Origin of the sequence: Clostridium mobile (assembly GCF_018918285.1) — a bacterium.
Classification (GTDB): Bacteria; Bacillota; Clostridia; order Clostridiales; family Clostridiaceae; genus Clostridium_AW; species Clostridium_AW mobile.
The window spans coordinates 854,766-871,182 of the sequence record NZ_JAHLQF010000002.1; the positions used below are offsets into that span (position 1 = coordinate 854,766).

General features: G+C 31.2%; 13 protein-coding genes. All 13 read left to right on the plus strand.

Annotation, left to right across the window (positions count from 1 at the left end; genetic code table 11):
• Nucleotides 1-45 precede the first annotated feature (45 nt).
• The 13 genes from KQI86_RS10245 (at nucleotide 46) to KQI86_RS10305 (ending at nucleotide 16,409) form a co-directional block, all read left to right on the plus strand.
• On the plus strand, nucleotides 46-2,955 hold the full coding sequence (locus KQI86_RS10245) for an AAA family ATPase (protein WP_216439173.1): 2,910 nt from the start codon (nucleotides 46-48) through the stop codon (nucleotides 2,953-2,955).
• A 159-nt stretch (nucleotides 2,956-3,114) separates the two neighbouring features.
• Entirely contained in the window at nucleotides 3,115-4,740 is a 1,626-nt protein-coding gene (locus tag KQI86_RS10250) for a BCCT family transporter (protein WP_216439174.1), read from the plus strand.
• Between the two features lie 33 nt (nucleotides 4,741-4,773).
• Entirely contained in the window at nucleotides 4,774-6,291 is a 1,518-nt protein-coding gene (locus KQI86_RS10255; RefSeq protein ID WP_216439175.1) for an HAL/PAL/TAL family ammonia-lyase, read from the plus strand.
• A 127-nt stretch (nucleotides 6,292-6,418) separates the two neighbouring features.
• Complete coding sequence (locus KQI86_RS10260; RefSeq protein WP_216439176.1) at nucleotides 6,419-6,898, plus strand: (2Fe-2S)-binding protein; 480 nt, start codon at nucleotides 6,419-6,421, stop codon at nucleotides 6,896-6,898.
• A gap of 12 nt (nucleotides 6,899-6,910) precedes the next feature.
• Nucleotides 6,911-7,786, plus strand: coding sequence for an FAD binding domain-containing protein (locus KQI86_RS10265; protein WP_216439177.1), 876 nt, complete (start codon nucleotides 6,911-6,913; stop codon nucleotides 7,784-7,786).
• Nucleotides 7,787-7,798: 12 nt separating this feature from the next.
• Nucleotides 7,799-10,066: a xanthine dehydrogenase family protein molybdopterin-binding subunit gene (locus KQI86_RS10270; protein WP_216439178.1), complete on the plus strand. Its 2,268-nt coding sequence runs from the start codon at nucleotides 7,799-7,801 to the stop codon at nucleotides 10,064-10,066.
• A complete protein-coding gene (locus tag KQI86_RS10275; RefSeq protein WP_216439179.1) occupies nucleotides 10,063-10,644 on the plus strand; it encodes a nucleotidyltransferase family protein in 582 nt (193 codons plus the stop codon). Before KQI86_RS10270 ends, KQI86_RS10275 begins: the two co-directional genes overlap by 4 nt.
• Complete coding sequence (locus KQI86_RS10280; RefSeq protein WP_216439180.1) at nucleotides 10,641-11,642, plus strand: FecCD family ABC transporter permease; 1,002 nt, start codon at nucleotides 10,641-10,643, stop codon at nucleotides 11,640-11,642. Before KQI86_RS10275 ends, KQI86_RS10280 begins: the two co-directional genes overlap by 4 nt.
• Nucleotides 11,639-12,403 carry an ABC transporter ATP-binding protein gene (locus tag KQI86_RS10285; RefSeq protein ID WP_246582737.1) on the plus strand — a complete coding sequence of 255 codons (765 nt, stop codon included), beginning with the start codon at nucleotides 11,639-11,641 and terminating at the stop codon, nucleotides 12,401-12,403. Before KQI86_RS10280 ends, KQI86_RS10285 begins: the two co-directional genes overlap by 4 nt.
• Nucleotides 12,387-13,481: an ABC transporter substrate-binding protein gene (locus KQI86_RS10290; protein ID WP_216439182.1), complete on the plus strand. Its 1,095-nt coding sequence runs from the start codon at nucleotides 12,387-12,389 to the stop codon at nucleotides 13,479-13,481. The genes KQI86_RS10285 and KQI86_RS10290 overlap by 17 nt, the downstream gene beginning before the upstream one ends.
• A 71-nt stretch (nucleotides 13,482-13,552) precedes the next feature.
• Nucleotides 13,553-14,701: a sensor histidine kinase gene (locus KQI86_RS10295; RefSeq protein WP_216439183.1), complete on the plus strand. Its 1,149-nt coding sequence runs from the start codon at nucleotides 13,553-13,555 to the stop codon at nucleotides 14,699-14,701.
• Nucleotides 14,702-14,725: 24 nt separating this feature from the next.
• The gene (locus KQI86_RS10300; RefSeq protein WP_216439184.1) at nucleotides 14,726-15,376 is read left to right on the plus strand and encodes a response regulator transcription factor; all 651 of its coding nucleotides are present in this window, start codon (nucleotides 14,726-14,728) and stop codon (nucleotides 15,374-15,376) included.
• Nucleotides 15,377-15,470: 94 nt separating this feature from the next.
• The gene (locus KQI86_RS10305; RefSeq protein WP_216439185.1) at nucleotides 15,471-16,409 is read left to right on the plus strand and encodes an ABC transporter ATP-binding protein; all 939 of its coding nucleotides are present in this window, start codon (nucleotides 15,471-15,473) and stop codon (nucleotides 16,407-16,409) included.
• The last annotated feature ends 8 nt before the right edge of the window (nucleotides 16,410-16,417 follow it).

Consider the following 16,417-nt stretch of genomic DNA (forward strand, 5'->3'; position numbering starts at 1 on the left):
TTATGATATATTTTATACATAAGAATTTGAATGGGGGCTCTAAAGTTGAGTAAAATAATTGTTAATTTACTAGGCATACCAGAAGTATATAAGAATGATGAAAAAATTAAATTTCCATTTAAAAAGGCTGAGGCATTATTTTACTACCTTATGCTAAAAAAAGTAAGTTCCAGAGATACTTTAGCAGATCTTTTATGGGGAGACTTAGATCAACAATTAGCTAAAAAAAATTTAAGAAATGCTTTGTACTTTTTAAGAAGGTTATTTGATGAGGATATATTCATATCTCCTAAAAGAGATATTGTACATATTAGTCCAGAAATAGAAATTATTTTAGATATTGAAGGATTTTTAAATGATGATAATAAAAATATGGAAAAATATTACAGAGGAGATTTTTTAGAAGGGTTTTATGTAAAGGATGGTCAACGGTTTGAAGAATGGATGATTGCTACAAAAGAAGAGTATAGAGAAATTTATATAAAGGGATTGCAAAAATCTTTAAAAGAATATATTAAGGCAAAAGATGTAGAAAAAATAAAGGATTACTGTAAAAAGATAATATATATGGATAATTATAATGAAAAACCTTATAGAGTATTGATGAAGATATATGGGGAAGAAGGTAAATATGATAAGGCAATACAGCTTTACAATAAGTTAGAAGAAACTATTAAAGAGGAGTTGTCTCTATCTCCTGATAAGAAGACTGTAGAGGTTTACAATAATATTATAAATCTAAAAGCAGGGAAAAATACCAATTGTTCAGACGATGAATTTTTCTTTGGAAGAGATATTGAGTTAAAAACATTAAACAATAACTATAATAGATTTATTTTAAATTTAGATTCGAAGTCTTTATTTGTAGAAGGAGAAGCAGGTATAGGAAAAACAAGATTGGTATGGAAATTTTTAAACTCAAGGGATAAAAACAATACTTTTATTATAGATTCTACCTGTTATCAAGCGGAGCAAGAGTATCTATTAAAACCTTGGAATAATATATTCATTAAAATTGCAAAAATAATAAAGGAAAATAATATAAAAATTAATCCTATATTATCCAATATAATATCTAATATCTTTCCAACCTTTGATATGAATGAAAGGATTACAATAAATCTATCAGAAAAGATGGACATGATAAGATATCAGGCTATTGAGGATTCTATAATAGGAATTTTAGAACAGGTAGGGAAGAATAAAAAAATAATATTATTTATTGACGATATACAATGGATAGATAATATGAGCTTATCTATACTAAAAAGCATAATGATAAAAAATAGGAATGAATCAATTATGATTATTGCAGCCTCTAGAGAGGGATATGATAATAGAATACATGAATTTTTAAATTTAATGGAAATGAAAAGCTTGATTTCTAAAATACATGTGAAAAGATTGAATGAAGAGGAAAATTGCAGGTTTATTGATATTTATTTATCAGAACATAATAATATGTCTACGGCTCAAAAGAAGAGTATATACCGGCAAACTGAAGGGAATATATTTTTCTTAACAGAAGTATTAAATATGTATAAGGAAATGGGGTCCTTTGAACGTATATCTCCCCAAATGCAAAATATACTCCAAACTAGGCTTTACAATCTTTCTAAAAATGAAAGAAGAGCACTAGATATTATCTCTGTATCCTTTGATAAAGTTAAATTTGATGATTTAAAAGATTTGTGGAAAGAAAATGATTTAGGATTGATAGATACCATTAGCAACTTACAAAATAAATGTTTAATTAAAGAAATACTAAATGGAAGAGACATAGAAATAACCTTTTCTCATAATAAAATGAGGGAATTTGTTTATTCTAAGTTGTGTCTATCAGAAAAAATTATTATTCACAGTAGAATGGCCAATAATATTGAGAGAAAACTTAAGGGGAATTCCTTTGATTCTCTATATTATTCTAGATTAATATATCATTATGAAAACAGTGGAAATAGATTAAAAGCATTAAAATATACTATTGAAAATATTGATTTATATTTACAAAGCTATCATGAATTTATTCCTGTTATATATAGTTTAAAGAATATAGAGAATAGATATGATTTGCTAAATGAAGAAGAAATTAAATCAGAATTTAATAAAATAAAAGAGACCATAGAAAATTTAAAGAGTGAAGGAGAAGAAGGAAGAGAATTTTACTTTATCCAAATGAAGTTTTTGTATATGCTAGGAAGAAATTATATAAGAAAAGGTGATTATGAAGAGGGCCTAGAAACAATAGGTGAATTGTTAAAAATAGCTGAAAAAATTAATAGCCAAGAGTATTTATTAAAAGGGTATAAACAATTAATCTACTACTCTATAAATACTGATGATAAAAATTATATGGAGAAATATGTTTCAAAAGTTTTAGATATAGCAGATAGATGTAATTATAAAGAAGAGAAGGCCATAGGCTACAGATTAAAAGGTTTTCAAAAGGTTATGGAGGAAGAATATGAGGAAGGAGAAAAAATACTAAAGGAATCAATAAATATGTTTTTAGCTTTAAATGATAATGAAGAATATGTATTAAACATAGCAGCTGCCTATGACTCAATTGGAGAGTGTAATAGGAGAAAAGATGATTTCCTTCAGGCCTTAGAGTATTACCATAAAGCTATAAAAATTTGTCTAGATAATGGATTATTACAAGGGTTGCCCATGTTTTATGTTCATGCAGCTCAATGTTATTATGAACTAGAACAGTATAATGATTGTGAAACCTATATTAAAAGTGCATTAGATATTTATGAAAAAATGGACATAATATGGGGAAGAGCATTAGCCAATGGCATATATGCTCTAGTGTTAACTATGAAAAATCAACCTAAAAGAGCAATCGAAATGCTTAATGAAGCAGACAACTATTCTAACATGCTAAAAAATCCATATGAAATCCTCTTGTTAGAAAGTATTAGAGAGAAAGTATTAGAAAAAGAGTATTAAGTTAAAGGCATAAGTCCCATGTATTTTTACATGGGACTTTTTTAGAAAAGTCAAAAAATTGAAAACCATTGTTAAATATTTGACTTTTATTTGACTAAGACTTAGTAAATTGTAAGTATAATTCTAAATATTTAGATGGATTGATTAGGGGGAATGATTATGAAGAACTTATCAAAGAAAGCAAAAGCAAAAATTCGGTGGTCCATATTTTTGCCAATGAGTATAATACTGCTTATGGCAATTTTAACTGGACTAATTGCACCAGAGGCATTTTATAATGCAGAAACTGCCATAGTATCTTTCGCTTTTGATAATTTTGGATGGCTATTTCAGATATCAGGCAATATTTTTTTATTTATTTGTATTTTCTTTTTATTTTCAAAACATGGAGATATAAAATTTGGAGGAGCAGATGCAAAGCCAACTTTAAAGTATTGGGAATGGTTTGCAATTACTCTTTGTGCAGGTATAGCTACAGGAATATGTTTCTGGGGCATTGCAGAACCTATAACTCATTTCATGAATCCACCAGAAGCATTAGGAATAAAACCTGGAAGTGAGGCGGCAGCTAATTTTGCAATGACTACTTCCTTTATCCATTGGTCATTTATACCTTATGCTATGTACGCTATAGCTGGACTGGGAATAGCCTTTGCTGTACATAACATGAGGCTTCCATACCAAATAAGCTCTGCCCTATACCCTATATTTGGTAAAAAAGTAAAAGGGAAAGTTGGAGCAGTGGTAGACAATATCTCAATGTTCGCTATGGCAGGAGGAGTGGCCGCAGTTCTAGGAGTTGGGGCTATGCAAATAGGTAGCGGATTAAATATACTTACAGGAATTAACACTGGAAAATTCCTTTGGACAGTAATACTTGTAGCTTTAGTTATAACTTATATATTTGCAAGTTACACTGGATTAAGTGGTGGGATTAAATGGTTATCAGATAAAAACTCTAAAATATATTTTTGCTTAATGATTTTTATATTAGTGGTAGGCCCTACAGGCTTTATTTGTAAAATGGGTACCCAAGGAGTGGGAGATTTTCTTCAAAATTTCTTTTCAAGAACTCACTATCTAAGCCCTGTAGATGCTTCAGATTGGCCAAGATGGTGGCCAATATATTATTGGGCAATGTGGCTTGCTTATGCACCAATGGAAGGTATGTTCTTTGCATTACTTTGTAAAGGCAGAACTATAAGGGAGTTCATTATTGTAAATCTCGTATGTCCAGCAATATTTGGTATCCTGTGGTTTTCAGTATTTGGGGGAGCAGCAATTGACTTACAGTTAAAAGGAGCAGGACTTTGGGAAACAATACAACAAAACGGCTTAGAATCATCGGTATTTGCGTTCTTAAATAACTATCCTTTATCAAAGATTATATCTTGGGTATTTTTAATAACCATTTTTATATCTATAGTTACACTATGCGACTCCATGACATCTACAGTTGCTTCCTTAACTAGTAGTGCTCATGACCACGATAATGAAGAAGCGCCAACCTTCCTTAAGATATACTGGGGAGTATTAATGGCTGCTATTGCACTAATAAATATATTATCTACTGGTGGAGGTAAAATAAGTGGTATAGATGCAACAAAGCAAATCTCTACAGTTGCAGGATTTCCTATATTGTTTTTCATGTTAGTAATAGCTTATTGTACTGTTAAGATGATAGTAAATAGAGAAAAATATGATATTGCATATTTTCCAGAAACCGCCCAGGTAGAAGGAGCAGAAATATTAGAAGATAAAGAATCAAAAACCTTAGATATTTAATAAGTTTTATATTAAACCTGGAGGTAAGTTTAAATGAATGATAATATAATAAAATTGTCTGGAAAAGATTTAACTGTGGAAGAAGTAGATAGAGTATCTAGGTATGGTTATAAAATTGAAATAACAGAAGAAGGAATAAAAAGGTTAAAAGACTCTAGACAATTAGTTTTTGACTTAGTAGATAGTAATATACCAGTGTATGGTTTTAATACAGGAGTAGGTTGGAATAAGGATAAGGCAGTATTTAAAGACTTTTTCCAAGAATACAATACTAACTTAATAAGATCACACAGCATAGCTGTAGAACCAGAAGCAAGCATTGAAGAGGTAAGGGCTGTGATGCTTGTAAGGTTAAATGGGCTTTTATATGGATGTACAGGCATACAGCCGGAGATAGCTCTTATGTATAAAGAAATGATAAATAGAGAAGTGACTCCTGTGCTTCCAGAAAGAGGTTCTGTAGGAGAAGGAGATATAGCTTGTTTATCTCACATAGGTCTTACTATGATTGGAGAGGGAGAAGCTTACTATAAAGGAGTTAAAATGCCTGCCCTAGAAGCTTTACAACAGGCAGGACTTGAACCGGTGGTTTTAGGACCTAAAGATGGACTAGCTATAGTAAGTTCAAATGCTTTAGCTGCAGGAGAAGGAGCTCTTGTAATAAAAGACGTGGAAGAGCTTTTGGACATGGCAGATATAATATACGCTCTAAGTCTAGAGGGGCTAAATGGAAATACTTCCCCTCTAGATAAAAACACCCATAAGGTGAGACCTTTTCCAGGACAGAGCTACAGCGCTGAAAGAATAACAAAATATCTTGAAGGAAGCTATGTTTGGAACCCTAACTGGAAAAAAGCTCTTCAAGACCCACTGAGCTATAGAGGTTCAGCACATATCCATGGGTCTATAAGAGACGCTTTAGATTATGTTAAAAAATATTTAACCATACAAATGAATTCTTCGGATGATAATCCTTGTTTACTTTTAGATGAAAGAGTAATAGTTTCTTGTTCAAATTTTGAACCAACTACTTGGGTTTTAGGCTTTGAAATGTTAGGAATAGCTTTAGGGCATTTATCAAAGGTAAGTTGTTATAGAAGTATAAAATTAGGTGATCCGGACTTTACAGGTCTTCCAAGATTTTTAGCACCAAGTGATAATGTGTTGAGTTTTGCAACATTACAAAAGACCTATACGGCCCTTGATGCAGAAATAAGACATTTATCAAACCCAGCTACAACGGACTTCTTTTCCTTAGCTGGTGACATAGAGGATCATGCTAATAATTCTCCTTATGTTGTTCAAAAGACAAGAAAAATTGTGGACAACATAAGGTATATTCTAGGTATAGAAGCCATTCATGCCGTTCAAGCTATAGACTTAAGAAAAGATATACATTTAGGTAAGGGAACTAAGATAGCTTACGATATAATCAGAAAGGAAATCCCTTTCTATGATAAGGACAGAAATATAAGCATAGATATTAAGAAAGCTTATGAATTGATGAAAAACAAAAAAATATTAAGTGAAGTTTTAAAGGTTATAAAATAGGAACTTTTAAAGAATAGGAATAGACAAAAACTCCTGAGGCTTTTGTCTATTTTTATTTAATTTTCAGACTATATTTTGACTATAGTCAATTATAATTAAGAAAAAGTATAAAAAGGAGCGATAATTTATGATCATGGAAACTATGGTTAATGGTGAAAAATATACTTTAGATATAGATCCAGGTAAAAGACTCATAGATTTTCTAAGGGAAGATTTAGGGTTGACCGGCACTAAAGAAGGTTGTGGGGAAGGAGAATGTGGTGCTTGTACTGTAATTATGAATGGTGTTGCAGTTAATTCCTGCCTTATTTTTGCTTATCAAGGAAGAAATTCTGAAATAATAACTGTTGAAGGTTTAGCTAAAGATGAAGAATTAGATATCCTTCAAAAGTCTTTTATTAAGAATGGAGCTGTTCAATGTGGATATTGTACTCCAGGTATGCTTATGTCCTCTAAAGCCCTTCTTATGAAAAATCCTAATCCTACCGAAGAAGAAATAAAAATCGCCATATCAGGAAACTTGTGCAGATGTACAGGTTATACAAAAATAGTTAGAGCTGTAAATGATGCAGCCAATCATAATAGTTGTAATTGCAATTGTAAATAAAGGGGGATTATTATGGAAAAGTTAGAATTTAAGAGTCCATCCACTGTTGAAGAGTTAATAAACTGTCTAAAAGAAGCAGAAGAAAATACATTCCTTTTAAGTGGCGGCACAGACTTAGTTATTAAATTAAGAACTCAAAATATTTATAAAGGGACACTTATAGATATGTCCAAAATAGAAGAACTAAATTATATAAAGGTCGAAGATGGATACATTAAAATAGGTGCTAATGTAACCTTTAGTGAAATTGCTGATAATGAAATAATTAGAAAATATGCAAACTCCATATATGAGGTAGCTTCTCAAGTAGGTTCAACTCAAATAAGGAATACAGCTAGAATGGCAGGGAATATTGCTAATGCATCTCCAGGAGGAGATTCTATACCAGTTCTTGAAAGTATGGATGCTAGGGTTAAGATTATGAATAGTAAAGGAGAATATATTTTAAAAAGTATATCTGAAATTGTAGTAAGTATTGGAAAAAATACGTTAAAGAAAGATGAAGCTATTGTAGAAATTTTAATACCTCATCTATCAAAGGAGTATAGAAGTGCCTTTAGTAAATATGGAATGTCTAGCAGAAGCACTGTAGTCATTGCTAATATTAGTGTTTCAATGTTAGTTAAATATGATAAAGAAAAAAATCTTATAGAGGATGCAAAAGTTGTGTTAGGTGCCGCGGCACCAGTGATGTATCATGCGGTAGAGGGAGAAAAACTTTTAATAAATGAAACCCCATCAAAGGAATTAGCGGAGGAATTTGGAGAAAAGCTAAAGAATCATGTGACAGAGTCTATTAATGGGATTAAAATGTTTGAGTGTAAAATAGATGCAGTTAAGGGACTTGCTTTGGATGTATTTAATAAAATTTTTAGCGATGTTTTATAGGAGGGATGATATATGGGAGAGAAATTAAAGTATGTAGGTAAGTATGTACCAATACATGATATAGAAGAAAAGGTTACTGGTAAGGTCAAATATGTAGGGGATATGGAGTTTTCCAAAATGCTTCATGCAAAATTATTATTAAGTGATATAGCTCATGGGAAAATTATTAGTATAGACACTTCAGAGGCAGAAAAACTTCCAGGGGTTAAGGGAGTGTATACCTATAAAAATTCACCAAATACACTATATAACTCTCATAAATGGATTGAGGGGATTGAAGTGATAAAAGATGAAAGCTTATTTAGCGATATAGTAAGATTTCATGGTGATAGAATAGGGGCAGTGGTAGCAGACACAAAGGAAATTGCAGAAAAGGCAGTTAAGCTGATAAAGGTTCAGTATGAAGAACTTCCTCTAGTATTAAATCCAGAAGAAGCTTTGAAAAAAGATAGTTATAAAATTCATAATAGAGATAATTTAATCTACTCAAAGGAGTTAAAGTGTGGGGAGCCAGAAGAAATAGGTACATCAAAATTTGTTATAGAAGATAGAGTGGAGACACCTAAGATACATCATGGGGCTATGGAAACTCATGGCTGTGTAGTAGACATAGATAGTTATGGGAATTTAACGGTGTATACCCCTTGTCAGGTGGTTTTCCAAGTAAGACTTATAATATCAGAAGCTTTAAATATGGCTTTAAATAAAATAAGGGTGGTAAAAACCACTATGGGAGGATCCTTTGGAGGTAAAGGGTTACCGATATTAGAACCAGTTTGTGCTTTTTTAAGTTTAGCTACTAAAATGCCAGTAAGCCTTGTATTAGATAGAACAGAATCTATATTATCTACAAGAACAAGAACTAAAACTTTGGGAAGGGTAAAAACTGCAGTAGATGAAGAAGGAAAGATTCTTTCCAGAGATATTCACATGTTAATTGATACGGGAGCTTATGCAACTAATGGAGAAGCAATAGCCATGGCTATGGGCAAAAAGGCTTTCAAATTGTATAGAGTAAAGAATCAAAAATACACCGCAGATGTGGTATATACTAACACTCCCATAGGGGGAGCAGCGAGAGGATATGGTTCTCCTCAAATACACGCTTTAACGGAAATTAATATGGATAATGTAGCAAAAGCACTTAATATGGACCCAGTAGAATTGAGACTTAAAAATCTTGTACATCCTTATGACAAGGATCCATTAGGAGGACCAGAGCTTGGAAATGCAAGAATAATAGATTGCGTTATAAAGGGGGCAGAGGCCTTTAAATGGAAAGAAAAATACAACGAAGCTAAAGGTGAAGGAAGATTTGTAAGGGGAGTTGGAATGGCTTGCGCTGCCCATGGCAATGGATATTATGGAGCATACCCAGATTTTATTACTATGTCCCTTAGAATAGATGAAGAGGGAGATGCTGTTTTGAAAGGAGCAATCCACGATCAAGGATGTGGTACTAATACTACAATGATGCAAATTGTAGCAGAGGCTTTAGAAATGGATATTAATAAGGTTCATGTTCCTGAAGCGGATACTCTTTTAAGTCCCTATGATTCTGCAGGAACTCAAGCCAGTCGAGTAACCTTTGTATGTGGAGGGTGCGCAAAAGAACTTTCTGAAAAGGTTCGTGAAAAATTGATTAATTATTCAGCAGAAATTTTAGAATGTAATAAAGAAGATATTATTTTAGAAAAAGGAATGATATACAATAATAAGGCTTCAATCCAAAATAAAATAAGTTACGGAGAAATGGTTACCCACATTCAAAGTAAATTTAATGACGAAGTTGGTGATACATTAACATACAAATCTCCAGCAAATCCAGCTAGTTATGGAGTTAACTTCGTAGAGGTAGAAGTAGATAGAGTAACAGGCAGGGTAAAAATAATTGATTTTATAGCAGTCCATGATATAGGGAAAGCCATTAATGCAGGCTTTGCTGAAGGACAGGTTCAAGGAGCTGTACAAATGGGTATAGGTTTAGCTCTATGTGAAGAATTTGTTTTCGATGATAAAGGAATAATGACGGCAAATAGGTTTAGTAGATATCATGTTATAAATGCACCAGATATGCCAGAAGTAAAGGTTATTTTAGTAGAAGAAGGAGAAGAGTATGGCCCTTATGGAGCAAAAAGTATCGGAGAAGTTTGCGCTGTTCCATCAGCACCAGCGATTATAAACGCTATAAATAATGCTTTAGATATAAATATAACCACCTTACCTGCTACTCCTGAAAGAGTACTTGAGGCATTAAGAAAAAAAGGTGAAATTATATGATTTCAGCCATAGTAATAGCAGCAGGATTTTCAAGAAGAATGAATAGAGAAAAGCTTATAATGCCTATTGATAAAATTCCTATGATAGAAAAACTATTAAAGGAAATAAAAAATTCAAGAATAAAGGAGATAACCCTAGTTTATAGGAATAAGGAAATTAAAGATATTGGTGATAAATATAGCGTAAATAGTGTTTTAAATCATAAAGCTAATCTAGGACAAAGCGAATCAATAAAATTAGGGGTAAAAAGTTCAAGGGATGATATTAAAGGATATATGTTTTTCGTTGGAGATCAGCCTTTTATAAAGAATAGCACTATAGATAAATTAATAAATGAATTTTACAAAGATGAAAAACATATTATAGTGCCAAAGTATGGGGATAATCCCGGTAATCCTGTAATTTTTCCTATAGTTTTTAGAGAAGAATTATTAGCATTAAAAGGAGATATTGGGGGAAGAAAAATTATAAAAGAGAATGGTAATTGTGTAAAATTTATAGATGTAGAAGATGAAATAGAGGGCTTGGATATTGACGATATGAACACTTACTATAATGTTAATAGGGTGATTTTATGATTTTAAAAAGGGAAAATAAGATTAATATAATACTAGGAGTTTTACTATGCATACTTATAGTTATCTCTCTAGTTTTAGGAAAGTACAATATACCTTGGGATATGTTTTTAAAAGCTATAGCTGGGAAAGAAGTTCCAGAGACAATAAACACTGTAATATTTAATATAAGAATTCCAAGAATTATGGGAGCAGTACTTATAGGAGCGTCTCTATCAACAGCAGGAGCAGCATACCAAGGTATGTTTAAAAACCCTATGGTATCTCCTGATATTTTAGGAGCTTCTTCTGGAGCAGCATTTGGCGCTGCTCTAGGAATTTTATTTTCCTTTAACATAGTAGCAATTCAAATGTTATCTTTTGTATTTGGTGTATTAGCTGTTTGCTTAACTTATGTATTAAGTTTAAAGGTAAGTAAAAATACTGATATTACAATAGTTTTAATACTTATAGGTATATTAATATCTACTCTGTTTTCATCCTTTGTTTCATTAATAAAATTTATTGCAGACCCCTATGGTAAGTTGCCGGACATCACCTTTTGGCTTATGGGAAGTTTAGCTTCAATAAACAATAAAGATATATATATAGCCATAATACCAATAATTATAGGGATTTCTACATTGTTGTGCGTAAAATGGAAACTTAACTTAATGTGTTTTGGAGAAGAGGAGGCTAAATCCATGGGTATTAATACGGGAAGATTAAGAGCAATTGTAATAATTGCCTCAACTCTAGTTGTAGCTTCCTCTGTTTCAATAGGTGGGGTAATTGGGTGGAATGGCCTTGTTATTCCTCATTTTGCTAGAATGCTTGTGGGAGCAAATTATAAGTATTTACTTACCACTTCAATGTTACTTGGTGGTGGGTATTTACTTTTGATAGATAATTTAGCTAGAAATATTTCATCTACGGAGATACCAATTGGAATACTTACTTCACTGATAGGAGTGCCTTGTTTTATATACTTAATGATGAAGGCTAAGAGGGAATGGGTATGAAGGTAAAATTAAAAAATCTATGCAGCGGTTATGGAAATAATAAAATTATTAATAATATAAATTTAGAAGTTGCTTTAGGGGACTCATTATGTATTTTAGGTCCTAATGGAGCTGGAAAAACCACTCTTTTTAAGACAGTACTAGGGTTTATAAAGCCTATTGAAGGAGAAGTTTTGGTAAATGAAAAAGATATTTTCAAGATCTCAAGAAAAGAGCTAGCAAAAATTATAGCTTATGTTCCTCAAGTTCATGTACAACCTTTCTCATATACTGTTTTAGATGTAGTACTTATGGGAAGAACACCTTACATAGGAAACTTTAGTTCACCTTCTCTAAAGGATAAACTTTCAGCTGAGGAGATTTTATATAAATTAAATATTTATAATTTAAGGGATAAAATTTATACAGAAATAAGCGGAGGAGAAAAGCAACTTGTATTAATAGGAAGAGCTCTAGCACAAGAGTCACAAGTACTTATAATGGATGAGCCTACTTCTAATTTAGATTTTGGAAATCAAATTAGAGTTTTAGAACATGTAAAATCTTTAGTAAAGGAAGATAATATAGCCCTTGTAATGACTACTCATCATCCTAATCATGCTTTTATATGTTCCAATAAAGTAGCGTTAATGGACAAGGGCAGCATAATCAAATATGGCAGTAAAGAAGAAGTTTTAACGGAGGGTAATTTAAAATCACTTTATGGCATAGATGAAAAATATTGTTCTTTTAAGGGGGAAACATATGAAAAAAATATTTAAGACAATAGCAATGATATGTATATTTGCTACTATATTTATAGCAGGGTGTAGCAATAATTCAAAACCATCCGCGGCAGAAAATCAGCCTATGATAATAAAGGATATGGCAGGTAGAGAGATTAAGATAGATAAAGAAATAAAAAAGATTTTTGGAACTAGCCCAGCGGGTAGTATTATGCTTTATTCTTTAGCACCAGATAAGTTAATAGGATGGAATGTAAAGTTAACAGAAGAGGAAAAAGCATTCATACCTGATAAGTATAAAAACTTACCTGTGTTAGGAGGATGGATGGGGAAAAATGCCACAGGTAATGCAGAAGCTATATTAAAAGAAGAACCAGATTTAATAGTGCACGCATCAGAGATAAATGATAAAGAAATATCAACTGCTACAAGGATACAAGAACAACTAGGTATCCCAGTGATTATAGTTGATACAAGTATAATAAATTCTGATAAAGCTTATAAATTTTTAGGTGAAGTTATAGAAGAAGAAGCTAAGGCAGAAGAACTTATGTCCTATTGCAGAAAAACTTTAGATGGAGCAAAGGAACTTACAGAAAAGATTCCTCAAGAGGAAAGGGTAAGAGTTTATTATGCTCAAGGAATAAAAGGTCTTGAAAGCGAACCTAAAGATTCCGTTAGAAGCGAAATATTAAATATAGCTGGAGGGGAAAATGTTATAAGTTCCAGTCCAAATAAAAGCAGTTATGGACATAGTCAAATTTCTCTTGAACAATTAATAGCTCTTAATCCGGAAGTAATACTTACTAGAGGAAATATTGAAAATGGGAAAATAAACAGTCCTTATAATATGATATTAAATGATAGCAATTGGAAAAGTATTGAGGCAGTTAAGAATAAAAGGGTTTATGAAGTACCTCAAGTGCCTTTTAACTGGTTTGATAGACCTACCTCTGTAAATAGAATAATAGGAATTAAGTGGTTGTCTAATTTGCTTTATGAAGATATGGCTAATATAAATATAAAAGAAGAGGTAAAAGAGTTCTATAAGATATTTTATCACTACGATTTAACGAATAAAGAATTAAATGAAATTATGGTTAATTCTAAATAAGGTGTCTAACACCTTATTTTTTTATGATATAATCGTTAATATAGATATTTCAATAATTGAGGAAAAGATGAATGGATAGTAAAAAATTATTAATCATTATTAGATATATAATCATAACTTTATTATTATTTAGTATAGTCACCTACAGGGAGAATAACGTAACTATAAACACTGTAATGGTGATTCTTTTGCTTATAGTAAATAATCAAATAAGGTTTTTCATTTTAAATAAAAATACATTGTTGATTTTTTTCTCTATAATAGCAGAATGTTTATTAGCTTTTATGGCATATAAGAGCTATGGAGGGGCACTCATATTTTATTTTTTAATCCCTACATTAGACAGTGCTTTTATGCTAAAAAATAATTTATCCTATATAGGATTAACTATAATTTCTTTACTAACTGTGTACTCTAGTTATTCTCATGTAGCTTTAAATATAAGTGAGTTATTATCTAGTTTATCTGCAATAATTATAATATATTTATTGGTATTTTATATTAAAGAAGAAAACAATAAAAAGATTAAGGCTCAAGAGCTCTACGATAAATTAAGAATTTCTGAGGAGAAGCTAATAAAAGCAAATTCAGACTTAGAAGAGTATGCTAGCTCTATTGAAGAATTAACCCTATTAAGAGAAAGAAATAGAATTTCAAGGGAGATACATGATAGTGTTGGACACGCTCTATCCACTATGATAATACAGCTAGGAGCTATAGAGAAAGTAGCTTTGAAAGATGGGAGAATAGCCTCGGAAATGGCCAGTAATCTAGGGGGATTTGCAAAAGGAAGTCTTCAAGAAGTTAGAGGGGCTGTTAGAGCATTAAAACCTAGAGAATTTAAAGAAAATCAAGGTATGTTACCCATCGAAGAATTAATTAAAAATTTTCAAAAGTTTACTGGAGTAGAAGTAAGATTAAATTACGCAAAAGAAAAGTGGACTTTAAATTCAGAGCAGTCCTTTGTAATTTATAGAGTAATTCAAGAATTTTTATCAAATTCTTTAAAACATGGAAAAGCAAGTAGAGTGAACATATTTATAAATTTTACTACAGAAAATATTATATTGACTATGCAGGATAATGGTCTTGGAGCGGATAACATAGAAAAAGGTATGGGTCTTAAAAGTATTTGGGAAAGAGTTCATGAAATTGGAGGAGAGGTATCCTATAACAGTAAGAGCGGAGAAGGTTTCCTTCTAAGGGTGGTTTTATTTTAAGTTATATTTAGGGAGAGGGCATATATGAATAAAATTAAGATTATAATTGTAGATGATGAAAAATTAATTAGAGAAGGATTAAAGATAATCCTTTCTTCTTATGATGATATAGAAATACTGGAACTGTGCAGCAACGGATATCATGCATTAAAGACTTGTAAAGAAAAAGATGTAGAGTTAGTACTTATGGATATTAGAATGCCTGAATGCGATGGAGTACTGGGGACTAGAATGATTAAAGAAGAATTCCCTAAAACTATAGTGTTAATATTAACTACTTTTAACGATACAGAATATATCCATGAAGCCTTAAGGTTTGGGGCATCAGGCTATCTTTTGAAGGATAGTTCCTATGAATTGATTTATGAGGGAATTAAAGCTGCAATAAAAGGCAATGTGGTAGTTCATCCAGAAGTAGCTTCTAAAATGATTTCTGACACATGCTTAAAAGAAATAAATAGCAAAGAAATAGTTGAAGAGTATGATCTTACTGATAGTGAAATTTTAATTATTAAAGAAGTGGCTAAAGGCTTTTCTAATAAAGAAATAGGAGAAAAGTTATATCTTTCAGAGGGAACTGTGAAAAATAAAATAAGCATAATACTATCAAAACTTAATTTAAGAGACAGAACTCAAATAGCAATATTTGCATTTAAAAATGGAATATCAAAGTGACAAAAGTCACTAAACATTGTTACTTAGGACAATATGTAAATCCCCTTAAATATTCTACTATATAATTAGATAGAAAATTTAAGGGGGTTTTTTTATGAGTCTTATAGAAGTAAAAAATGTAGTAAAAAGGTTTGATGATAAATTAATATTAGATAGCATTTCTTTTAATATAGAAAAAGGAGAGGTTTATGGATTTATCGGCCCTAATGGTGCAGGAAAAACCACTTTAATAAATATTATGATAGGTTTGCTTAAAGCAAATTCTGGAGAAATTTTTGTTGGAGGACATTCAATAAAGGAGGAACCTCTAAAAGTAAAGGGGCAAATAGGATTAGTACCTCAAGAGTTAGCATTGATGGAGACGGTTACTGCATATGACAACCTAGAATTTTTTGGAGCCCTATATGGATTAAATGGAAAGCTCTTAAAAGAAAGGATAGAAGAGGCTTTAGAGGTAATAGGATTAAAGGATAAAAGGAAGGAAAAAGTTAAAAAGTTTTCAGGAGGAATGAAAAGAAGGTTAAATATTGCAGCGGCAATTATGCATAGACCTAAAATATTGATTTTAGATGAACCTACAGTAGGTATAGATCCTCAATCTAGAAATAATATTTTTGAATTTACAAGAAAAATAAATAGGGAAAATGATACAACCATAATTTATATATCTCACTACATGGAGGAAGTAGAGCATCTTTGCAATAAACTTTTTATAATGGATTTAGGAAGAGAAATAGCTTCTGGAAGCATTCAAGAGATAAAAGCATTAATTGGTGAGAAGGACAAAATTAAACTAAATTTAGGAGGGTATAAGGGAGAATTATTGTTAAAACTTAAAGAACTGCCAGGAGTAAAACAATGTGGAGAAGAAAATGGCTTAATAAATATTTTTGTAGATAAAAAAGATTTTACATTAAATTATTTATTAAATCTTCTTCAAAAATCTAATGTAGAAATAAAGGGAATAAATTTTGAAGAACCAACATTAGAAGAAGTGTTCTTATCACTAACTGGTAAAAAGCTTAGGGATTAGGGAGGATA